Consider the following 23,397-nt stretch of genomic DNA (forward strand, 5'->3'; position numbering starts at 1 on the left):
CCGGGACAAGGCTCTATTTGATGGGTTTGGCTTTCGTTTATTTATTAAACTTTTGCCTATTTGATGTAAGCCGTTGCCTATTCAATGTAAGCATCGTACAGGGCGCTAATGCAGTCTTCAAGCAAAGGGTTGAAGTCATCGCTGTCGGGAATATTGCAGCCGTTTGTAATGACAATAAAGCCATATTTCTTTGCAGGGTTGAAAAATAGTGCACTATAAAGCCCGTAAGCCGAACCCGTATGGCCTGTCAAAGTAATCCCCGGTATAATTTTAGAATTATTCATCATAGCTAATCCATAGCCCGATTCCTTATTTACAGCGGTCTGCATAATCTTCGCATACTTTTTATCGATGATGTTTTTTCCCTGACTATGGCCGTAATTCATATGCATCATCATATATTTAGCTAAATCTAAGGCAGATATTTTCATTCCACCTGTCGGAGAGAGCACAGGAGTGCTATAGCCCAAGATGTACTGATTGAGTTCCTCCCGACGTGGATTATAGGCACTGGGTTCTTCATGCGGTGTACCTTTAGCATCAAAGGAATATAAAGGAACAAATCTTCTTTGGTCCAAAGAGTCGATACAATAACCACCATATAGGTTGAGCGGTTTGAGGATATGGTTAACAATATAGCTGTCGACGCGTGTATTGGTCAGTTTCTCCAGAACAGCTCCTGCCATATTAAAATTGAGATTACAATATTGGTATTGTGTGCCGGGTTCATAAAGATTGTAGGAATCTTTCCAATTGGGGTTCTTGGATGGATTGATGACATCTAGGTTGAAGTAACCGTTTTTATCATTGATACTGGAGGTATGGGAAAGGATCATCCGGACGGTGATTTTTTTGCCTGGAAAATTCGGATTTCTGATTGGGAAACCTATCAAATCCCCGAAGTCGTCGTCGAGTTTGCATCGGCCATCCGCTATTAATTGCATCAATGATGTTGCGGTGAATGACTTTGAAATCGAAGCAATCCGAAAGAGGTCATTTTCTCCGAGAGGCGTTTTGGTTTCCAAGTTTTTGTAACCATAATTTTTGTGATACTCAATTTTATTGTTTTTGACGACGACCACACTGAGCCCTACGGCATTATAGCGACGCATAATTTCTGTAAGATCATGATCAACCTGTGTGTGCTGGCCAAGCAAAACTGTGGGAACGAATAGATAAATAAAGACGGCGAGTAGGAGCTTATACTTTCTCATTGGATTGATTAGTTGGGATGTTAGTTCTGGTATAAATGTAGGAAATACTGATGAATAATAGAAATAGTTACAATGAATCCGTGCAGCATATCATAGTTGCTATACAGCTCAATCATGCTTTATTAGCGTAATAAACTATTTTTATTTAAAACTATTCTAAACAATAAAATAATATCGTATGTTTGCGCCGACAAATAATTTTTACGAACTCACAATTTATTAACATGAAAAGAACTTTTCTAGGACTTGTTTTAAGTCTAGGATTAGTAGGAGCAATTCATTTGGATGCATCGGCGCAAAGTAAGGGGATACATGGCCGTGTTAAAACCAAAGATGGTGCACCAATTGAATCGGCTACAGTAACCATAGTTTCTTTAGGTAGGTCTACTTCGACTTCAGGTGATGGAAGCTTCCATTTCTCTAATCTTCCGGATGGAACCTATACTATTCGGATCAAAAGTATCGGAAATGGAGTCGAGGAGCGTACTATAGAGGTTAAAAATGGAAAGGCGATGGCCGTGAATGTTGCTTTGAATATTTCTGAATCTCAATTGGAACAAGTGGAAGTCGTGGGCTACAACTCGCACAACAGCAAAACAGTGAATGTGGGTAAAGCAGGGATTATTGACCGGGATTTGCCGCAGAGTGTACAAATTATAAACGAACAGGTAATTGCGGATCAACAGGTTAATCGCCTGAGCGACGCGCTAAAAAATGCAAACGGTGTCGCGATGGGAGCGAACCGTGGTGGGGTCAACGAAAATTTTTACGCAAGGGGCTATAGCTTAGGCGGAAATAATATATTTAAGAATGGCGCGCGAACCAATAATGGAGGTTCGATTGAGGCGAGCACCTTAGAATCTGTCGAGATTTTAAAAGGAAGTTCTGCTTTGTTGTATGGCGGTGTATCTGGTGGGGCCGTTGTAAACCTAGTGACGAAAAAGCCTAAATTTTATTATGGAGGCGAAGCGTCAATGCGTGTAGGAAGTTATGACTTTTATAAACCAACAGTAGATGTGTATGGTCCAATCTCCAATAAGGTTGCATTCCGGGTTATCGGAACTTATGAAAAAGCGGGTAGCTTTAGGGATCAGGTCACATCAAAACGTACATATGTAAATCCTTCTGTTTTATATAAAATATCCGATAAAACTGATCTCAACTTTACATTCGATTACTTAAAAAGTGATTTTACGCCGGACTTTGGAATGGGGACCGTGGATGGTAAGTTGAATAATGAAGTTGGAAGAAACACTTTTATGAATGTGCCTTTTGCTTTCAACAGAACAAATACCTCAAACGGGCAGATCAATTTGAACCATAAGTTTAATGATTCATGGAATTTAAACGCAATAGCAAGTTACCAAACCTACGATCGTGATTACTATGGATCAGATCGGATTCAAGCGAATAAAAATGGAATTGCTCCACGGAATTTAACCCGATCCAAATCAAATGAGTTTACAGCCAATCAGCAATTGAATCTAACAGGAACTGTAAAAACAGGGGCGATCAAGCATAAGATCTTGGTGGGAGCAGATGCCGATCAGTCGCATTCAAATGCGTATGCCTATAAAATTGATGCATCTAAAAATGTGGGCGGTGTATACGATTCTATTTATGTCTTTAATCCCTCGCAAACTGCGCAGCATTTGGCTTCGGGAAATGGACTTCGGACAGATATGCCACAAGCGGATTTATTGACCAAAACAACGACGGATATCTTTCGTTATGGCGTATTTTTTCAGGACCTAATAGAAGTTACTGAACAATTTAAAGTGTTGGCTGGTATTCGCTACACGTATCAGCGTACACCGAATTCGGAAAAGTATACTTATGCGACGAATCAATCGGAAGAGATTATTAATCTAGATGGTCAAAAAAATCCGATTGGAGCAAAAGTGGATAAAGCATGGTCGCCTAAATTTGGATTGATCTATCAGCCGATCCGCTCATCAAGTGTCTATGTCACTTATGCAAATAACTTTACATCGAATTCGGGATATGATGTGAATTACCAACCGATGGCTCCCTCTATCATCGATCAGTATGAGGCCGGTGTGAAAAATGACTTTTTCAACGGTAGGTTATCCGCAAATGTTGCTTGGTATAGAATTAACAACAATCGCTTTGCCCAACAGTTATTGGTGCTTCCGAATGGAACAAGCAATAGCGATGCAAATATGAAAGAATTTTCTGGAAAGACGGCTTCAAGCGGATTGGAAGTTGATGTTACTGGAACCTTACTCCCAGGACTGAATGTAATTGCAGGTTATTCCTACAATTATATGCGTTATACCGAAACCAATCCGATTTCAAGTTATACAACCATCGTTGATGGTAAGGAGAAAGTGACTGAAATTTCTGGGAACGAAGAAAATGTACGTCTGGTAGGAACCACAGCACATACGGCTAATGGGACCGTGTTTTATACCATTCAAAATGGGACAGTTAAAGGACTGAAATTAGGTTTTTCCGCATTTTATACAGGTCGACGTAATGCAGGTTGGAATAATACTAAGATCAATGTACGCGATGGCCTCAATCGTCTGATCTCTGTTAGTCCATTTACGACCATAGATTTCTCCGCTGGTTATGCTTATAAAAACTGGAGTATTTTGGGTAAATTATCCAATATTACCAACGCGTTTAATTATTATATCCATGAAAACTATAGTGTGAATCCGATTCCACCGCGTAGTTTTATGGCAACGCTAGCGTATAAATTCGAGAAGAGGTAATATTGCTCTTCGATCCAAAAAAAAGGAGTCAGCAACATGCTGACTCCTTTTTTTATGCTGGAATTTCAATAGATGCCCCTTTAGGACGCATTGAAATCAATATACTCTTTCTGGATACAGGCTATAAATTCGCCTAATGCACTGTTTTTACTTTTTATATTAGAGACCAGGATCACTTCTGTTTTGCTATCCATATCTTCAAGCTTCATGATTTTTAGGTTTAAATGCGGGTATTGTTTGATGGTGGAATAGGGGACGACTGCCAGGCCCAACCCCTGTGCTACCAACTCAAGGATGGAAGACATCGAATTGCTCTGGTGTACAATCTTAGGTTCGAAGCCCATGCGATTACAGGTGTTAATAACAAGCCGGTGATATTCGGAGGCGTATTTCTGATTGAAAGAAATGAAACTTTCATTAAAAAAGTTGATCGCATTAAATTCCACCTGTGAAGGACCTACAATCACCATAGGGTCTTCGAAAAGAGGAGTGGTCAGCAATTCATTTGAATAAATTGGAGCGCGCATGATGCCTAGATCCAATTTTCCATTTTCCAACGCCAGCTTCTGCTTCTGTGTCGAAGTTTCAAAAAGACTAACCCTTAAGTATGGAAACTTTTGTTGAATTTGCTTCAATACTGTGGCAAGCATCTTTTTTGGTGTTGAACTGATATAGCCTAGTTTGAATTCTCCGGAGATATTGTTGTGAATCTGTTTGGTGATCGTTTTGCTGTGCTCTATGTTCTGCAGAATCTCTAACACTTCCTCCAAAAAGTATTTACCTGCTTCAGTTAGCTCGACACGTTTGTTGGTCCGGAAGAAAAGAATAACACCCAATTCGTCTTCTAGATCTTTAATCTGCCGGCTTAATGGGGGCTGGGACATAAATAAGCGTTCTGCTGCTCGGCCAAAATGAAGCTCTTCGGCTACTGTTTTGAAATAAATGAGATGTCGGATTTCCATCGATACTTTTTTGGTATGAATTGATGACAAAATAAATATTTTTAATGAATTCCAGTTAGTCCTACCTTTAAATTATTAAAAATTAATGGATGAAATGCCCGATGGACTGTAAGATACAGCTGTAGGGGGAATCTATCTGAACTTTAGAGCATAAACAATTTAGAGATGAACAAAGCTACACTACAGGAGATTGAAACACGGTTTGACAATGATGTCGAACGGTTCTCAAATTTAGAAACAGGTCAAGCAACCACATTGGATGCGGTATGGAATATGGAGCTTATTACGGATGCCATTGTCAGTCTTTATCCAAACGCTCAAAATATATTGGACATTGGATGTGGGGCTGGCAATTACGACGTAAAACTATTGCAAAAATTGGAGTCTAATCCAAATGTTAGTCTGTTGGACCTGAGCCAGCCCATGTTAAATAGGGCAAAGGAACGCGTTGGAAAATTGACCAACGGAGAAATTCATTTGATTAAAGGCGACTTTCGTACTGCTGCTTTGGAAGAAGACAAATTTGATGTCATCATCGCAACATCCGTTTTACATCATCTTCGAGATGATAAAGATTGGGAAAATGCGTTTGGCAAGCTGTTCCGCTTATTGAGAACCGGGGGAAGTGTGTGGATTTTTGATTTGATTGAGCAAAATAATGAACAGCTTCAAAAATTAATTTATAGAGAAAAATATGGTGAATACTTAACTAGCCTGAAGGATGAACAGTACCGTGATCATGTTTTTGACTATATTGAACACGAGGATACACCAAGATCGCTGATTTATCAACTCAACTTATTGACACAAGTTGGCTTTAAAAATGTTGATGTTTTACATAAAAACCTTTGTTTTGCTTCTTATATGGGATTCAAATAGGCGCTGGAAAAAAGTGTAAAATAAATAAGGCGATACGGGGAGTATCGCCATAAAATCACACTAACTATTAAAAAACCTATAGGACTAGGAATTTACAAATTCAATAAACCAATGTATGTCTCATCCCACGCTCCTCTACTTTTATTCCTCGTCACATGCGAGATGTCAAATAAATAATAAAATGTAATTATTAAGGTCAATACTTTAAAAAAATCAAGTATTTCCATTGGTTTACGTAAAGATATGTCTTTATTTTTTAAATACAAATAAAAATGATGAAAATTGAAAAATTATTATTATTTGACCGTTTTTAAGAATTCTTCCCAGGCGATCTGATCTGTTTTGAAGGTCAAATCTTCCGTTAACACCGATTCAATCGGTACCCATCGAAAAGACTGAAGCTTATTATCTTCAGGTTTCTGATCAGGATCGAAGTCAAAGGCTTTGGTAGTCGTTCTGATCTGAATAGCTGAGGTATTCTTGACCTGATAGTAAATCGATATGATTTGGCTATCGTTAAAACTTGATTTCTCATAAAAGTCTGTGGTGTAAATATGTTTAACCACAGCAATGTCAAAAGCACATTCTTCCTGATACTCCCGGATCAAAGCATCCAATAAGCCTTCTCCGTATTCTAAGCCCCCACCAGGGAATTTGGTAAATGAAACATTTTCCGTTCTTTCGTCGCTGATCAATACCTCTTGATTTTCATTGATCAATATTCCGTACACTCTTACGTTAAATGGAAACATGGATTAATTATGTTTGTATATATTTTAGTTTCTGTCTTTTACAGTGGCATAAAACCATTGTCTACTGCAAATTCATCCAATCCGATATAAGAATAATGTCTCGGAAGAAACCAGCCAATTGCTTCCATGATGTTGGTGAATTCTTTTTCAGTCCTGAATTGGTTCGCAGCGATATTGAATGCCAAATCTTGTGAAGCATTTTCTTCATCTTTATAATTACGCGCAATGAGCATCACCTTTGCATTCTTTACGCCATAATAATCTAAAAATTCACGTAATTGGTTGCGGACAGCCTGTGGAAGAATGGTCTCGGCAGGTTGCCCCACTAATATTTCTTCATCTTGACCGATAATCGTTTGTTCATTTTTCTTTGAGAAAACACTATCATCTGTATAAAACTCTCCGTTTAAAAAGTAGTTAACCAAGTCGCCGTAGGTGAATACCCAGTCGGGGTTTTCATTTTGTGTATTGATAGCAATACCAAAACCTTTTGGCAACACGAAATCCTTCAGCCGATTTTTAATGACAAAGGCCTGAAAGTTCTGATCTTTCGGAACACTTTCGAGTTGAAAATAGGGGAACCCATCAGGACCAACAACCACTTCTGTTTCTGCTAATTTTAAGGTGCATTCAGCAATATTAGCCAGAAAAATATCACGCCACTCTTCATCCCGCTCTTCAAAGGGAACTTCCATCAGGCTATTTATTATAATCGTTTTTTCCAGGTCTCCCAAACGATTATCATTCGCATTGTTGCTATCGTCAAATAAATGTATTGTACTCATCTCGGATTGTGATTTTTTGATTTGCTGGTAAAAGTAAAAGAATATTTATTAATTAACGACGTTTTCTTGATTTCGAACCGCCTTTTCGTTGATTGTTTTGGCTGCTAGAACGCATTTTCTCCCAGCTCAATAAATAAGGATGTTGATCGTCAATTTTAATTTGCCGTTTTAAGGATAACTGTAATTTTATCCACTTTTCATTGTCCTCCGCATCGCAAAAGGTAAATGCTTTTCCCTCTGCTTCCGAACGACCTGTTCGACCGATTCGATGCGTATAGAGCTCGGCGGAATCCGGAATTTCGTAGTTGATGATAGCTTCTAGGTCCGGAAAATCTACCCCTCGAGCCAAAAGGTCCGTCGCAATTAATACACGTACCTCTTTTTGTCTGAATTTAGTAATAATCTCTTCTCGTTTTTGCTGCGCTATATCGCCATATAATGCCGAGCAAGAAATGCCATTTCGATCTAAATCTGTTGCGATGCGTTCGACAGCATGAACTGTTCGCGTGAAAACGATTACTTGCTGTGCAATACGGTTTTCAAGGAGATAACGCAGAAGGGTCTTTTTATCATTTTTATCAACATAGAGGACAGATTCTTCTATTTGACCCTTTTTGGCCGTTGTTTCTAGGTTAATCTCAACAGGGGTACTTAATCTTTTTCGAACAATTTTTTCGATTTCAGGGGTTTTCGTAGCTGAACTGAAAATGGTTTGTCTCTCAGCAGGCAATGTGCTGATGATTTTATTGATTTCTTTCGTGAAACCGAGATCTAACAATTGATCGAATTCATCGATCACCAGGATATCTATCGTTTTTAGATCGATAATGCCTTGTTCAATAAAATCCAGCAAACGTCCTGGAGTCGCAAGGACCATCTGGGCTTTCGGATAAACGTCGAGTTGACTTTCATAAGTTCCGCCACCATAGAAGCTGGCGATAGTCAACTCCATTCCATCGATAAGCCCCGATATGCGCTGTTTGGTCTGTATACAGAGTTCGCGTGTAGGAAGGAGTATAAGGACCGATAAATGATCTGCGGTAATCTTGGTTCGTAAACGCTGAATAATGGGGATAGCGTAAGCCTCCGTTTTTCCCGTGCCGGTTGGGGCAATCGCCAAACAGTCTCTACCTTCCAAAATGGCAGGGATAGCTATTTCTTGAATAGGTGTAAGCGAAGAAAGCTTTTGTTTTTCAAGATTAGCGACAAGGATTTTATCTAGTTTAAGTGCTGAAAAATTCAAAATGATGAATGTAAGACCCAAAAATAAAAATTAAAAAGGACAATGGTGTTTTTGCCTGCTGATTGGAATTAAAAATCTGTAAAAATTAGGATTTTTTGTCAAAAAGTACTAATTTGAGAAATTAGAATATTCTATTTCAAATCTGAATTATTGATTATCAATTTATTTGATAAACACCAATTATATAGAATAATATTTTTGTTAAATTTGTTGAAACAAAAAAGAATATGTTTGATACTGCATTTGACCAAAACAATGAATCTATTTCCACTTTGAGCTTTGACGAGTTCAAAAAGATTATTGTGAATGATTATCGAACTGCCTTAGAAAGTCGTTACGTGAGTTTATTGGGACGTAAAGAAGTGCTTACAGGTAAGGCTAAGTTTGGTATTTTTGGCGATGGAAAAGAATTGGCACAAATCGCGATGGCTAAAGTTTTCAGAAATGGGGACTGGCGGTCGGGATATTACCGTGACCAAACATTTATATTTGCTTCTGGCATCAGTGATGTCTATCATTTTTTCTCTCAATTATATGCCCATCCCGATGTTGAGGCAGATCCTTCTTCTGCAGGAAGGCAAATGAACTGCCATTTTGCCACGCGTGTTGTGGACGACCAAGGTAACTGGTTGGATCAAATGGTTCAGAAAAACTCGTTTTCAGATATTTCGACCACTGGCGGTCAGATGGCAAGATTGCTGGGCTTGGGCCTGGCTTCTAAGTTGTATAAGCAGAATAGAAATTTAGACTATCTATCTTATTTTTCAAATAAAGGAAATGAAGTTGCATTCTGCACTATCGGAAATGCTGCTACTTCTGAAGGCGTATTTTTTGAAGTCATCAACGCCGTAGGTGTTCACCAGATTCCAACAGTGATTTCTATTTGGGATGATGGGTATGGGATATCTGTGCCTAATGAAATTCAAACAACAAAAGGAGATATCTCCGAAGTCCTCAAAGGTTTTCAGAAGGAAGACCTAACAAACGGGATCGAGATATTCAAAGTGAGGGGATGGGATTATGCGGGTTTATGTGAAACCTACGAGCAGGCCGCCCAAATTGCTCGCGAAAAACATATTCCATGTCTGATTCATGTGACCGAATTGACGCAGCCTCAAGGACACTCTTCTTCAGGTTCACACGAACGGTATAAATCGCAAGAAAGATTGCAATGGGAAACTGATTTCGATTGTATCGCGAAAATGAAAGAATGGATCGTAAGTTCTGGTATTGCTACCACAGAAGAATTGGATCAATTGGATCAACATGCTAAAGACCATGTTCGTCAAGAACAAAAACGAGCTTGGGCCGATTATATTAAAACATTGAGCATCGAAGCTCGGGAAGCTATTGATTTACTTCAGGGTATTCCAAATGAGCGGGCTGATTTTGCGTCAAAGAAATTGCAATCGATGGTTGAGCCTTCTTTGAAAGAAGTTTATGGCCAGGTTCGCAAGGTGTTGCACGAGCTTAAAGGTCAGCATAGCGATGGGCGCCAGCAATTATTAAATTGGTACAAAGAGAAGCAGGAACTGAATGAGAAACGTTATAATTCAAAATTATTTACAGATGGTGTAGATTCACCTGCTCACGTGACGGTCGTACCTGCAGTCTACAGTGAAGAAGCTAAAGTGGTCGACGGACGTGAGGTCTTGAATCTATGTTTTGAAGAGAACTTCCGGCGTGACGAACGATTATTGGCGTTTGGAGAGGATGTCGGTAAGATTGGAGATGTGAATCAAGGTTTTGCAGGTTTACAAGAAAAGCTGGGTGTGCATCGTGTATTTGATACCGGTATTCGGGAGAATTCAATTATAGGAAAAGGACTAGGTTTGGCAATCCGTGGACTTCGCCCAATTGCTGAGATCCAATACCTGGATTACCTAATCTATGGTATTACAGTAGCAAGTGATGATTTGGCAAGTTTAAGTTATCGCACCTTTGCAGGTCAGAAAGCACCATTAATTATTCGTACACGTGGCCATCGATTGGAAGGTATATGGCATTCCGGATCGCCCATGTCAGTAATTTTAGGATCTTTGAGAGGTCTGCATGTATGTGTGCCGCGTAATATGACCCAGGCAGCAGGTATGTACAATACGTTGTTCCGCTCTGACGAACCTGCTATCGTTGTCGAATGTCTGAATGGGTATCGTCTAAAAGAGCGTCTACCAGAAAACGTTGGTGAATTTACTGTGCCAATCGGTTATGCCGAATGTGTTAAAGAGGGGCGGGATATCACGGTGGTATCCTATGGGTCAACTTTACGTGTTGTTGAAGAAGCGGCCGTGGAATTGGAACGTTTGGGGATATTCATCGAAATTATTGATGCACAAACATTGCAGCCTTTTGACAAAGGAAAACTTTGTGCTGAATCGCTGAAGAAAACAAATAAACTACTTATTGTGGATGAGGATGTGCCCGGTGGGGCCTCAGCTTTCATCTTGCAAGAGATATTAGAGAAACAAAATGGCTACTATCTATTGGATAGTCAGCCGAGGACACTGACTGCAAAAGCACATCGTCCGCCATATGGCTCAGATGGGGATTATTTCTCGAAGCCATCTTCTGATGATGTTGTCGAGACAGTGTATGCAATTATGCATGAAGCTAATCCAGAAAAATATCCATCTATGTTTTAATAGATGGATATCTTTTTGCTTTACTAAGCTAAATATTCCAACGGCTGGGATGATATTTTAATTGAATATACTCGCAGCGCCAATCATAGCGGCTTTTTCACCAAGTATTGCTGTATAAATTTGAAATCTTTCAAATTCACTTCGGTCACCAATGAAAATAGGTAGCGCTTTGGCGATATTGCCACCGACTATAAATATTTCAGCAGCATGTTTCTCTGCGAAGAACTGCATAAAATCAAAGAGATGTTTAGCATATTCATCTTTGATGATTTGAAATTCCTTAGTTTCCCGATGATGATCTAAAATATCTTTAAGTCCCGTAACATCTTTTCCTGCTACTTCTTTGAAACGTTTGATGAACCACCGTGTGACAAGAAATTCTTCGAAAATACAATCTTCGTAAGGGCTGTTCCATAGGGCGGCATCATAGGCTTTTTCACCTTGATTCCATACCGCAGATCCAAGTCCAGTACCCAACGTAATTCCTAATATCCGCTTGTTTGTTTGCAAGTTCTGTACGAATATTTCACCTTGTAGGAAGGCTGCTGCGTCATTGATAAAGTGGATAGACGTAGGCGGAAGTCCCAGCTCTTCAGCTAAAAGCGCTTTGACATCCTTGTTGTACAGATTGTCATATTTGCTTTGTCCCTGTATCTTAGATATTCCATTTTCGTAGTCAAAGGGTCCCGGCATAGCAATGCCGATGAACTGAATAGGAGCCGGTGAGGTGGCTATGATATCGCGTATAGCTGATGCCCACGTTTGTAAAATCGTTTTAGCATCTCCTTGAGAAAAAACGTGGTTTCTGGCCACGTTTTCTAAGTATATATTCCATTGTTTTGTGTCAATGATACAGGCAGAAATATGTGTGCCTCCAATATCAACACCTACGACATAATTATCTTGCAGCATGTTTGTAACTTTGATTTTTAAGTAGATGATCCGCGATTACAAGTGCTGCCATAGCTTCCACAATAATTACTGCTCTCGAAACAACACAAGGGTCATGTCTCCCCTTGCCACTTGCAATAGCAGGGTTGCCATGGATATCCACTGTTTCTTGATCTCTCATGATAGTGGCAACAGGCTTAAATGCTACTTTGAAAGTAATATCCATACCATTTGAAATCCCGCCCTGAATCCCTCCAGAAAAGTTGGTATGTGTGTGCACTCGATTTAAATCATGGTCATCTGCTACAAATATATCATTATGTTCGGAACCTCGCAACTCCGAACCTGCAAAACCTGAACCATATTCAAAACCATGTACCGCATTGATGCTCATCATTGCTTTAGCAAGGTCTGCATGGAGCTTATCAAAGACCGGCTCGCCTAATCCAACAGGCACATGTCTGATGACAGCCGAAATACGTCCGCCAACAGTGTCACCTGCTTTTCTGACCGAGTCGATAAACTCAACCATTTCGTTTGCTGTTGCTGGATCTGCACAACGTGCGATGTTGGCTTCCCGCAACTCAAGCAAAGCTTTGAGGTCTTTGGTATCTACATTTGGCGCCTCAATAGTACCTACTCCCGAAACGTGGGCAAAGATTTCGATGCCAAATTGATTCAGAAAGCTTTTTGCTACAGCACCAGCAGCAACACGGGCAGCGGTTTCCCTCGCTGAGGACCGTCCACCGCCACGATAGTCACGTATGCCATATTTCATCTGATAAGTGAAATCAGCATGGGAAGGTCTGAAAATATCTTTGATATGGGTGTAATCTTTCGAACGCTGGTCTTCATTTGGAATAACAATTGCTATTGGTGTTCCCGTTGATTTGCCCTCGAATACGCCAGATAAGATTTGTGCAGTATCACTTTCTTTTCTTTGTGTCGTGATCTTAGATTGACCGGGTTTTCGTTTGTCGAGCTCAGACTGGATAAATTCCTCGTCTATTGTTATATTTGAAGGGCAACCATCAATAATTACACCTATAGCTTTGCCGTGTGATTCGCCGAAAGTGCTAATTCTGAATAAATCGCCAAATGAATTTCCTGCCATAAAAATTAAATTTCAATAAACTTAGATAAATTTGCCTTTAAATGCAATTCTAAAGCACCAGACTGAATACAAATTATGAGTCTGTAACTCGAAGATGGCCTAGTAGATTACATTACAATTTTTGTCCCAAGCTAAAAGGCTATCTGGGAGATTGTATCATAAAACAGAGATTAATATTGATGTTAATCCCTGTTTTTGATATGTTAGTCAATTATAAAAGCTTGCGCTTGTAAATGTTTCCAAAAATCAGGATATGACTTTTCTACAACTTGAGGTTCAGCAATCTTGATTTGGTCAAAAACTAAAGCCAAAGGTGCGAATGCCATCGCCATGCGGTGATCCTCGTAAGTCTCGAAGGTCACATCTTCTGGTTGATATACACCTGCAGTTTTCAGATGGTATGTGTCACCATCTTCGATCAATTCAGCACCGAACTTCGCGATTTCGGTCTGCAATGCAGCAATACGGTCGGTCTCTTTAATCTTTAAGGTTTCTAGACCTGTAAAGGAAACATCACGTTTTAAAGCAGCTGCGACAACGACTACTGTTTGCGCAAGATCAGGGCATTCTTTAAAGTCGAACAAGGTTTTGTCTGAATTGATTTCTTTTTTAGTTAAATGCAATCCATCCGATTCAAAGCTCGAATAAACCCCAAAATGTTCCATAATGCTTATGATGGCAATATCGCCCTGTAAACTATGTTGTCTTAGCCCGGGCAATACGATCGAGGCATCTGCATCAGCTAGTGCTACAATAGCATACCAATAGGATGCTGCGCTCCAATCTGGTTCGACATATATGGTTTGCTTTTCAAATGCTTGCGGTGCAATTTTAATCGCATTCTCCGTCCATTCATATTGGATCCCGACACTTTTAAGCATATCCAAAGTCATGGATACATAAGGTCTGGAAGTTAATTCGCCTTCAATCTCTAAGGTAAGTCCCTTTTTTAATGCCGGAGCAATTAATAGCAGGGCCGATATATATTGACTGCTGATATTTCCTTTAATCTTAACACGGTCTTTTCCTTGAAATAATCCGCCTTCAATCTTCAAAGGAGGGTAACCCACCTTTTTTTCATAATGGATTTCGGCACCAATTTCTTTCATGGCATCGACCAATATCCCAATTGGACGCTGTTGCATGCGCTCTGTCCCTGTCAGGATAAAATTGCCTTTAACAAGGTTGAGGTAAGCTGTAAGGAAGCGCATAGCTGTTCCTGCAGGGCCTATGTCAATTGTATTATAACCAGGTTGCGGTTCTGACGCGATTTTTAATACGCGGTTTAGAGTAACCGTATCTGCAGCCTCAGAGAGGTTGGCTATTTCAACTTGTCCTTTGCTCAGCGATTGGATAATAAGAGCACGGTTGCTCTCAGATTTTGAACCTGTGAGTTGGACCGTGCCCTGTATCTTTTTTGCAGGATGCGTCAGCGTGATGACTTGTTGATTCATTATGCTTCTGCTGTTGGTTGCTCTTGCGTATTCATGACCGCATTTTGTTTGCGGATAGATTCGTTGTGAATTAATTCCAGGAATTTCGTCGCAAATTCGCTACCCAAAGAAAGCGCTTCCGCTAATTTTGTGCGTTTTTGAACAATTTCATCCCAACGGTTAACTTGCAAAATTGTCACGTTGTTATCGCGTTTGTATTCGCCGATTTTCTCAGCAATTTTCATGCGTTCACCAATTTTTTGGATGATCAAATCATCTAATTTGTCGATGTTGCTACGCAATTCTGCTAATTTATCTTCAAATGAAGGGTTGTCCGAAGCAGCTTTACGTAACGTCAAGTGGTCGATCAACTCGGCCAATGCAGCTGGCGTTACTTGTTGTTTTGCGTCAGTCCAAGCGACAGATGGATCGATATGTGATTCGATAATCAATCCTTGCATATCCATATCCATTGCTTTTTGTGCGATGTATGGTAACAATTCGCGGTTTCCACAGATGTGACTTGGATCGTTGATGATCGGTAGGTTTGGACAAGCCGTTTTTAACTGAATCGCTAAATCCCACATTGGTTCATTACGGAATGCTGTTTTCTCGTACGATGAGAAGCCTCTATGAATAGCACCTAATTTTTTGATACCAGCACGGTTGATACGTTCCAATGCACCGATCCACAGCGATAAATCGGGGTTTACAGGGTTTTTAACAAATACTGGAATATCTACGCCTTGCAAAGCATCAGCAATTTCTTGTACAGTAAATGGATTTGCCGTTGAACGTGCACCTACCCATAGTACATCCACACCAGCAGCCAAAGCTTCTTCCACGTGTTTTGCTGTAGCAACTTCAGTAGCTGTTAATAAACCTGTTTCTTCTTTCGCTCTTTTCAACCACTCCAAACCAATTGAACCGATACCTTCAAATTCTCCCGGACGTGTACGTGGCTTCCAGATACCAGCGCGTAAAATATTTACTTTTCCGGTATTTGCCAACAAATGCGCTGTTGATACCAGCTGCTCTTCTGTTTCTGCGCTACAAGGACCTGCGATAATTAAAGGTTTGTCTCCTGTATCCAACCAAGATTTTAAAGGAGTGATGTCTAATGTATTTTTCATGTTAAGTTTGATTATCTATTTTAATATTGTCTGCGTAAATTGTTAATTATAGTTTTTCGTTTTTGACATACTCGCCCATAATATTGAAATTGACACTATGTTTGAGTACTTTACGTATAGCTGCTTCGTAGTCTGTTTGTTTTTTCCATTCTACGTCGACGAAAAAATCATATTCATTGCGTTTTCCGATTACCGGCATTGACTGAATCTTGCTCAAGTTGATATTCTGTTCAGCAAAACATTGTAAAATAGTCGCCAGAGATCCCACTGTATTTCCTGTTTGGAATGATAATGACGCTTTATTGGCATTTTTATGTTCGACAACCTCATTCGATAGTACGAGGAAACGCGTTGCGTTCTTTTTATTGGTTTCGATTCTCTTTTCTAATATTTCAAGACCATATATTTCAGCGGCCAATGTCCCTGCAATTGCCGCAGTATCCGTCAATTTTCGCTCGGCAATCATTTTTGCAGTTGCAGCCGTATCAGATCCCTCGGTTATACGTACACCTTCAAGTTCAGAAAGAAATTCTTCACATTGGCGAATGGCAATCGGATGCGATTCGATGTGTTTGATGTCCTTTAATTTTACGCCCGGCAATACCATGAGATTCTGTTGGATGTTTAGGTAAACCTCCCCAGTGATATGGAACTTGTAATCTCTCAATAAATTATAATTCGGCAATAAGCTTCCCGCAATTGAATTTTCGATGGCCATAACGATATAGTCGACTTTTCTTTGCTTCAGCAATTCACAAGTTTTTTTAAATGAATCACATTCTACAATCTCAACTTCTCTTCCGAAAAATTTAAATGCGGCCTCTTCATGAAATGAAGCCTTTGCTCCCTGTATTGCAATTTTTAAACTCATTGTTTTTTGTTCGCTATGTTGTCTCCAAAAAAAAGAGTCCCGATCATTTGAACCGGGACTCTTCTTGTTTGTATTTTTTATGATTTATACACAATCTAATCCCGGCTCTTATTTTTAAAATAAAAGAAGTTAAAATAGAAATATGTATATGTTCTGTTCATCCTGTTGTTGTTTGACATTTCAAATGTACGAATGTTTTTGAAATATCAAAGAAAAAAATAATTTTTTATTAAAAATATCTGATTTATTTAATGGTTTTTTGACGCATTTTTAATGTGTTTTTCTAGCATAATTTTATTGGTTTATTGTTATTTTTTTTTGAATATTTATTTTGTTATAATGTTGTAAATAAGTTATTTGTATTTTTTTTACAACAATTTTATTCTCTAATAAGCTTTAGTTTTTAGCTATTTTATGCACCAAAATTGATTAGTTTTTTGTGTGTTTTTTAGCTATATTTTTATATTAAATTTATGTGTTTTTAATGTTAATATAATCGCTTTTTTTAGCTGTTTTGTTAAAGAAGTATTTTACTACCTTTGGGCAAACGCTGGATTTTATGCTAAAACGAATTAATTTTTATATGTGTGGCAGTGTGATCTGTTTGTTGTTGACAGGTTTCACTTTTAAAGGAGAGGAAAAGGACGCGAAAGTAAAGCGTGTTATTGATGGCGATACCTTTGTCATTGAAAATGGAACCCCAAAAGGGGAGAAAGTTAGGTTAATAGGGGTAGATGCTCCGGAAACGAGACGTACTGCGCGGAAGGAAATCGGGTACTATGGTCAAGAAGCGAAACAGTACTTAACGGCGATGTTGAACGGGAAAAGTGTGAAGTTGGTCTTTGACGTCGGAAAACGGGATCGGTATGGAAGACTTCTTGCCTATGTGTACGTTGGAAAGAAGTTTATCAATCGGGATTTGGTTGAACAAGGGTATGCAGTATCCTATACGCTGGCACCAAATGTACAATATGCAGAATTATTTGTAAAATTGGAACGTCAGGCTCGTCAGGAGAAGCGTGGTCTTTGGCGATAAATGAAATTTGAATCATGATTTTTGTTTTATTAAGTGTCATCTGCAGCGTTACCGTCGCTGTTTTATTAAAATTGGCAAAACAAAATGGAGTCGAAACCAAACAGGTTATCGTTTGGAATTACCCCATGGCAGTTGCACTGACCTATTTTGTCTTACAACCAGATCTAAAATCGCTGGTATGGGATGCAATGCCGATGACGTTGTATACGAGTTTGGCGGTATTACTTCCGGGAATGTTTGTTTTTATTGCTTTGTCCATTCGCTATAGCGGTCTGGTCAAGACAGAGATCGCACAGCGCCTATCGTTGTTCATTCCCTTGCTTGCATCATTTTTCTTTTTTCATGAAAAAATGGAAGGACACAAGATGCTGGGAATAGCCCTTGGTTTATTGGCCATCCTGTGTTCTATTGGTTGGCAAAAGAATCAGCATGTTAGCTCGGCAGACAGCCGTTATAAAGCGCTTTACCCGTTATTGGTATTTATCGGTATGGGCATAATTGATATCCTCTTCAAACAGGTTGCCTTGCATGTCAATATACCTTATATCAGTTCCCTATTTATTATCTTTGTGATGGCGATGTGTATTGCAATGGTGCTATTGCTGTATTTCCTTTTTGTGGAAAAGCAACATTTTTCAAAGCAAGCTATGGGCTATGGATTGGTTTTGGGTGTATTTAACTTCTTTAACATCCTTTTCTATATGAAAGCGCATCGTGCGCTACCAGAAAATCCATCAGTTGTATTTACGGGGATGAACATTGGTGTGATTTCATTGGGTGCATTAATCGGCGTCTTATTTTTTAAGGAAAGGTTATCGTTGTTGAATTATTTAGGCATAGCGCTTTCTATTGTTTCAGTTTTAATCATAGCATATCTATGAGTTTATTTGAAGATACTTACCGGACTATTGAAGCAAAATATGAGGGAATTTTTAGGGATAAAGGCAGTAAGTTTATTGCATATGCTTTTCCTTTTAAATCCGAAGATCAACTAAAAGATCTGATTTTGGAAGTGAAAGCGATTCATCCGAAAGCGAGGCATCATTGTTGGGCTTATCGCCTCACACCAGATCGTGCGGTCTTTCGTGTGAATGATGATGGAGAACCTTCGGGAACTGCAGGACGGCCTATTTTAAACGTTCTGCTGTCTATGGATGTCACCAACGTTATCGTAATTGTCGTTCGTTATTTCGGCGGTACCTTGTTGGGGGTTCCAGGCTTGATCAATGCCTACAAATCAGCAACCCAAGATGCTTTGACCGAAGCCGAGATTATCGAGCGTACAGTGAATGACCATTATAGTATTACCTTTGATTACCTGCATATGAATGATATTATGCGGATCATAAAGGAAGAGGGCGTGGAAATTGAAAAGCAGGAATTTGATAATCGGTGTTATTTGGAGTTTGAAGTCCGAAAAATGCAGGTCAATCGAATTGTGGATCGGTTTTCCAAAATAGAAGGCTGTCAGTTAACCTATTTGTATACAATATGATCAACGAATCGGAATTGATTTTAAACGCAGATGGAAGTATATATCATCTGAATTTGCTGCCGGAAGATCTGGCAAGTACAGTAATTACTGTTGGCGATCCAGACCGTGTAGCCAAAGTATCGAAGTACTTTGACCGGATTGAACTCAAAAAAGGGAAGCGTGAGTTTATTACGCATACCGGCTATCTGGGAAATAAACGGTTGACGGTAATCTCAACAGGTATAGGTACTGATAATATTGACATTGTGTTGAATGAACTGGATGCACTAGCAAATATTGATTTTGCCAATAGAACAGTAAAGTCGACGCTCAGCTCATTGCATATTGTACGCATTGGAACATCTGGAGCAGTACAACAAGATGTCGAGATGGGAACTATTTTAGCTTCTGCTTATGGAGTAGGTCTTGATGCCTTGATGAACTATTATCGGGGATCTTACGACGGCGAGGAGCAGGCGCTTCAGGTAGAACTAGCCAAATATTTCTCTGCATTAAACCTAAACCCCTACGTTGCGAAAGCTGGTGCAGGCCTTTTGGATCGAATTGCCTTTGATTTACCGAAGGGAGTTACGTTAACTGCGCCCGGATTTTATGCTCCGCAGGGAAGGACTGTCCGCTCCACGAATACGATTCCTAATTTTATAGATTTGATCAACTCCTTTCAATATAAAGGTCAGCGCTTCACCAACCTGGAAATGGAAACAGCTGGTATTTATGCGTTGGCTAATATGTTTGGACATCAAGCTTTATCCATCAATGCGATCTTGGCAAGTCGGGTAGATGGCCGGTTTTCTTCCGCACCTGAAGAAGTTGTTGATAAGGCCATACAGCTCGTTTTGGAACGCATTTAACAATTTTTCTGCGTCATGCAGAGGCGATGATAGTTTTTCTCAATGATGCGGTAAAAGAGTTGAAAAGAATTAAATATTGATTCAAATAGAAAAGGAGTNNACTCCTTTTCTATTTGAATCAAATTTAAGCATGATAAACAGTAAAATGGTGAAACTCCATAAGGATGAACCACCATAACTAATAAAAGGCAGCGGAATACCGATAACCGGAACAATACCGATGGTCATACCGATATTGATGAATAAGTGAAAAAAGAGAATGGACGCTACACCGTATGCATATATCCTGGCGAAGGCTGAACGCTGTCGTTCGGCTATATGAATAATGCGAAGCAGTAGGGTGAGATAGATAAGTAATAAGGTAACCGATCCAACAAATCCCCATTCTTCTCCAACGGTGCAAAAAATAAAGTCCGTGCTCTGCTCAGGTACAAAGTTGTATTTTGTTTGCGTTCCCTGAAGGTAACCCTTGCCTAGGAGCTGCCCTGATCCAATTGCAATCTTCGACTGATTCAAATTATATCCTTTTCCTTTAGGGTCTTCCATTTTACCCAGGATAATGTCAATACGGTCACGTTGATGAGGTTGTAGCACATGCTCATACACCAGGTCCACACAGAGAATAAATACAGCGCATGCAGCAAAAAGTATACTGAGATTGATAATGTATTTTCTTCTCTTGCGGTAGTTCCACATGACAAGGCCAATAAGCAATGCTAAAATCAAGATAAGTATCCAAGGATTGACCAATAAAGAAAGAACAAAAAGTAAAATGCAGAGCCCGCCAAATATAAGCAGTTCATTATTTACATAGCCTTCACGATAGAATACAAAAATCAACGAAAAGAACGCAAGGGCAGATCCCGTATCGGGCTGCAGCATAACTAAAAATACAGGAAATAAGACAATACCGGCTCCCATGGCCAGTGTCTGCATGGTCGGTGCTTTATTGCTCTGAGCGCTCAAAAAGTTAGCTAAGAGCAGACAGGTCGAAAGTTTGGCAAACTCAGAAGGTTGTAAGCGGAAAAAACCTAGGTCAATCCACGCTTGGTTTCCGCCGACATTTCGCCCTACCACGAGCACGATGACAAGCAATACAGCTGTTATACCATAAAATATCGGTGAGGCGGAACTGAAAAATTTCGCGTCTATGATGAGAATGGATACCCCTAGAATAATTGCGGAAACAAGATATAAAGACTGTTTTCCATAATTGGTTCCTAAGGTAAAGAAATTGGGCATTTCAGGATTAAACACCGCTGCACGGATATTGAATAAGCCGATTAAGCATAGCGCAAGCCAAAGCGTGATGGTTAGCCAGTCTATCTTTCCAAAAAAACTTGTTTTTTGATTATTCATATCTTCTCTTTATCTCGCTATGGTGAACAATTGTTTCCTTTGGTTTTGTTAAAGCTGCCAGCTGGCGTTTTGATTTTAACGTGTCAGTTTTCGATTTGACTGAGTCTGTCTTTTTTACATCTTTAGTCTTTGGATCCACAACTTTTTTGGGTGCAGGAAGAAAATTTGCTTTATAAATGCGGTCCTGAATATATTTTGGCGCAGTTATCGTGTCTTTGAGGTATTTCTCAACCATCATACTTGCGATAGGTCCTGCCCAGGTTCCACCGTAACCCGCGTTTTCAACAAAGACAGCAATAGCAATTTTAGGGTTTTCTCGTGGGGCAAAAGCAAAGAAAACGGCATGGTTTTCACCATGTGGGTTTTGCGCTGTACCTGTTTTTCCGCACATTTCGATGCCCGGGATACGATTGGCCCAAGCGGTACCTTCGGGTGTATTAACAGCATCACTCATCCCTTGGATAACAACAGGATAGTACCGCTCATCCACTCCGGCACTGACTTTTTCGGTAAATTCCTTCTTGGCAATTTTCTGTGCACCAATACCTTTAATCAAATGGGGCCTGTAATAAAAGCCTTTGTTGGCAACGATAGCCATAATGTTGGCCATTTGCAACGGTGTTATTCCCATTTCCCCTTGTCCGATTGATAAGGAGATATTGAAACTTGAACGCCATTTATCGTTACCGTATCTTTTGGTATAAAAATCTGATGTCGGCAGTAAACCCGGCTTTTCACCCGGTAGATCAATGCCTAGTTTATGGCCAATTCCAAACTGTGTCACGGCATTGCGCCATAGATCGTAGGCCTTAGGTCCCGAAAGCCCACGTCCGTCGATCATCTTAGCATAGGTAAAACCATAATAGGTATTACATGATACGGCTACAGAGCGCTGTAATGTGGTTGATCCATGATAGTGCGTACAGCCCATCCAGCCGCGTCCACCACCATAGCTGTATCCATGTGGGCAGAAAAATACGGTATTACGATCAATAACACCAGCCTGCTGCGCAGTCAATGCTGAAACAACTTTAAATACAGAGCCTGGAGGGTAGGAGGCTTGAATAGGGCGGTTAAAAAGTGGTTTGGTTTCGTCTTTCAATAATTTCATATAATTATTGCCAGACTGCCTGCCGACCATCATGTTGGGGTTGTAACTCGGGCTACTGACATAGGCCAAGATTTCACCCGTTGCAGGCTCAATGGCAACTATGGACCCCAATTTATTTTTCATGAGGTTCTCCCCAAGAATCTGAAGGTCTTTATCCAACGAGGAAACCAGTCCTTCCCCTGCAACAGCAAGTGTGTCGTATTTCCCTTCCATAAATACCCCTTTCGGACGGTTCAGCGCATCAACCATTAAGTTGTTGACACCGCGTTTTCCACGAATAAGGTCTTCATAAGAACGTTCTACTCCACTGCGACCAATGTAGTCACCACTACGATAAAACCCATTGGAGCGTTCAATATCTTTATCATTTACCTCACTTACATATCCTAAAAATTGAGCTGCTATGCTGTCGGGGTAACTTCGGATTGTTCTTTTTTGAACATAGAAACCACGAAATTGATATTGGTATTCCTGATATTGAGCCCATGTCCGTACAGACAGCTGTTTTTCAAAAATAGATGCACGGTAAGGCGAGTGCACTCTTGCCTTTTCCATCCGTTTGATAAAGCCCTCCTTGTCAATGTCTATCAATTTGCAAAACAAAGCGGTGTCGATTTCTTTCACCTCACGCGGAGTAACCATAAGATCATATACCGGTTCGTTCTGAACCAATACCTTTCCCTTTCGGTCCAAAATAACCCCTCTGGCGGGGTACACAATGACCTTGCGCATGACATTGCTGTTTGCGGAATGTATATAGGAATCGTCTATGATCTGTAAATAGAATAAGCGGGCCACCAAGGTCAATGTGATGGCAATAAAGATTCCTGAAACGACGTACTTACGCGCAAAAAAACTGTTCATAGAAATGAATTTCTATCCATC

Annotated in this window: 19 protein-coding genes; 7 read left to right on the forward strand and 12 right to left on the reverse strand. The window is 39.9% G+C overall.

All coding sequences use genetic code 11. The features are described 5' to 3' along the window. Window positions 1-77: 77 nt before the first annotated feature. A complete protein-coding gene (locus B2O97_RS15110; RefSeq protein WP_070566031.1) occupies window positions 78-1,214 on the reverse strand; it encodes a serine hydrolase domain-containing protein in 1,137 nt (378 codons plus the stop codon). Between the two features lie 224 nt (window positions 1,215-1,438). On the opposite strand from B2O97_RS15110, the gene B2O97_RS15115 reads away from it, so the two are divergent. Further along, window positions 1,439-3,955, forward strand: a complete 2,517-nt coding sequence (locus B2O97_RS15115) for a TonB-dependent receptor (protein ID WP_115046824.1) — start codon at window positions 1,439-1,441, stop codon at window positions 3,953-3,955. A gap of 80 nt (window positions 3,956-4,035) precedes the next feature. Here the strand turns inward: B2O97_RS15115 and B2O97_RS15120 are convergent, their stop codons facing one another. Continuing rightward, complete coding sequence (locus B2O97_RS15120; protein ID WP_236560271.1) at window positions 4,036-4,947, reverse strand: LysR family transcriptional regulator; 912 nt, start codon at window positions 4,945-4,947, stop codon at window positions 4,036-4,038. Window positions 4,948-5,082: 135 nt separating this feature from the next. Here B2O97_RS15120 and B2O97_RS15125 point away from each other — a divergent pair, with 135 nt between their 5' ends. After that, window positions 5,083-5,796 (forward strand): class I SAM-dependent methyltransferase, encoded by a 714-nt coding sequence (locus B2O97_RS15125; protein WP_046671831.1) that lies wholly within the window; start codon window positions 5,083-5,085, stop codon window positions 5,794-5,796. 296 nt (window positions 5,797-6,092) lie between these two features. On the opposite strand, the gene B2O97_RS15130 is transcribed toward B2O97_RS15125, so the two are convergent. From B2O97_RS15130 to B2O97_RS15140, 3 genes are read right to left on the reverse strand one after another with little or no spacing between them, the layout of a single operon-like run. Next, on the reverse strand, window positions 6,093-6,548 hold the full coding sequence (locus B2O97_RS15130; RefSeq protein WP_046671830.1) for an NUDIX domain-containing protein: 456 nt from the start codon (window positions 6,546-6,548) through the stop codon (window positions 6,093-6,095). A gap of 38 nt (window positions 6,549-6,586) precedes the next feature. Further along, window positions 6,587-7,333, reverse strand: coding sequence for a hypothetical protein (locus tag B2O97_RS15135; protein WP_070566025.1), 747 nt, complete (start codon window positions 7,331-7,333; stop codon window positions 6,587-6,589). A 52-nt stretch (window positions 7,334-7,385) separates the two neighbouring features. After that, window positions 7,386-8,576 carry a DEAD/DEAH box helicase gene (locus B2O97_RS15140; protein ID WP_070566185.1) on the reverse strand — a complete coding sequence of 397 codons (1,191 nt, stop codon included), beginning with the start codon at window positions 8,574-8,576 and terminating at the stop codon, window positions 7,386-7,388. 227 nt (window positions 8,577-8,803) lie between these two features. Between B2O97_RS15140 and B2O97_RS15145 the strand changes: the two genes are divergently transcribed. Further along, window positions 8,804-11,218, forward strand: a complete 2,415-nt coding sequence (locus tag B2O97_RS15145; protein ID WP_070566023.1) for an alpha-ketoacid dehydrogenase subunit alpha/beta — start codon at window positions 8,804-8,806, stop codon at window positions 11,216-11,218. Between the two features lie 57 nt (window positions 11,219-11,275). On the opposite strand, the gene B2O97_RS15150 is transcribed toward B2O97_RS15145, so the two are convergent. From B2O97_RS15150 to B2O97_RS15170, 5 genes are all read right to left on the reverse strand, one after another. Continuing rightward, window positions 11,276-12,130 (reverse strand): ROK family protein, encoded by an 855-nt coding sequence (locus B2O97_RS15150; protein WP_115046826.1) that lies wholly within the window; start codon window positions 12,128-12,130, stop codon window positions 11,276-11,278. Next, a complete protein-coding gene (gene aroC / locus B2O97_RS15155) occupies window positions 12,117-13,223 on the reverse strand; it encodes a chorismate synthase (RefSeq protein ID WP_046671826.1) in 1,107 nt (368 codons plus the stop codon). Before aroC ends, B2O97_RS15150 begins: the two co-directional genes overlap by 14 nt. A 203-nt stretch (window positions 13,224-13,426) precedes the next feature. Continuing rightward, a complete protein-coding gene (gene aroA / locus B2O97_RS15160; protein ID WP_070566017.1) occupies window positions 13,427-14,677 on the reverse strand; it encodes a 3-phosphoshikimate 1-carboxyvinyltransferase in 1,251 nt (416 codons plus the stop codon). After that, window positions 14,677-15,789 carry a chorismate mutase gene (locus tag B2O97_RS15165; RefSeq protein ID WP_046671824.1) on the reverse strand — a complete coding sequence of 371 codons (1,113 nt, stop codon included), beginning with the start codon at window positions 15,787-15,789 and terminating at the stop codon, window positions 14,677-14,679. The genes aroA and B2O97_RS15165 overlap by 1 nt, the downstream gene beginning before the upstream one ends. Before the next feature lie 46 nt (window positions 15,790-15,835). Next, window positions 15,836-16,660: a prephenate dehydratase gene (locus tag B2O97_RS15170; protein WP_046671823.1), complete on the reverse strand. Its 825-nt coding sequence runs from the start codon at window positions 16,658-16,660 to the stop codon at window positions 15,836-15,838. Between the two features lie 559 nt (window positions 16,661-17,219). Between B2O97_RS15170 and B2O97_RS15175 the strand changes: the two genes are divergently transcribed. From B2O97_RS15175 to B2O97_RS15190, 4 genes are read left to right on the forward strand one after another with little or no spacing between them, the layout of a single operon-like run. Continuing rightward, window positions 17,220-17,696 carry a thermonuclease family protein gene (locus tag B2O97_RS15175; RefSeq protein WP_115046828.1) on the forward strand — a complete coding sequence of 159 codons (477 nt, stop codon included), beginning with the start codon at window positions 17,220-17,222 and terminating at the stop codon, window positions 17,694-17,696. A gap of 14 nt (window positions 17,697-17,710) precedes the next feature. Continuing rightward, window positions 17,711-18,577, forward strand: a complete 867-nt coding sequence (locus tag B2O97_RS15180) for an EamA/RhaT family transporter (protein ID WP_115046831.1) — start codon at window positions 17,711-17,713, stop codon at window positions 18,575-18,577. Continuing rightward, complete coding sequence (locus B2O97_RS15185) at window positions 18,574-19,191, forward strand: IMPACT family protein (protein ID WP_115046833.1); 618 nt, start codon at window positions 18,574-18,576, stop codon at window positions 19,189-19,191. Before B2O97_RS15180 ends, B2O97_RS15185 begins: the two co-directional genes overlap by 4 nt. After that, window positions 19,188-20,042, forward strand: a complete 855-nt coding sequence (locus B2O97_RS15190; RefSeq protein WP_070566009.1) for a nucleoside phosphorylase — start codon at window positions 19,188-19,190, stop codon at window positions 20,040-20,042. The genes B2O97_RS15185 and B2O97_RS15190 overlap by 4 nt, the downstream gene beginning before the upstream one ends. Window positions 20,043-20,123: 81 nt before the next feature. Here the strand turns inward: B2O97_RS15190 and rodA are convergent, their stop codons facing one another. Then, entirely contained in the window at window positions 20,124-21,401 is a 1,278-nt protein-coding gene (gene rodA / locus B2O97_RS15195) for a rod shape-determining protein RodA (RefSeq protein ID WP_286767644.1), read from the reverse strand. Beyond that, window positions 21,394-23,376: a penicillin-binding protein 2 gene (gene mrdA / locus B2O97_RS15200; RefSeq protein ID WP_046671818.1), complete on the reverse strand. Its 1,983-nt coding sequence runs from the start codon at window positions 23,374-23,376 to the stop codon at window positions 21,394-21,396. The genes rodA and mrdA overlap by 8 nt, the downstream gene beginning before the upstream one ends. Window positions 23,377-23,397 lie beyond the last annotated feature (21 nt).

This window comes from Sphingobacterium sp. UBA865, from assembly GCF_002295765.1.
GTDB classification, from domain to species: domain Bacteria; phylum Bacteroidota; class Bacteroidia; order Sphingobacteriales; family Sphingobacteriaceae; genus Sphingobacterium; species Sphingobacterium multivorum.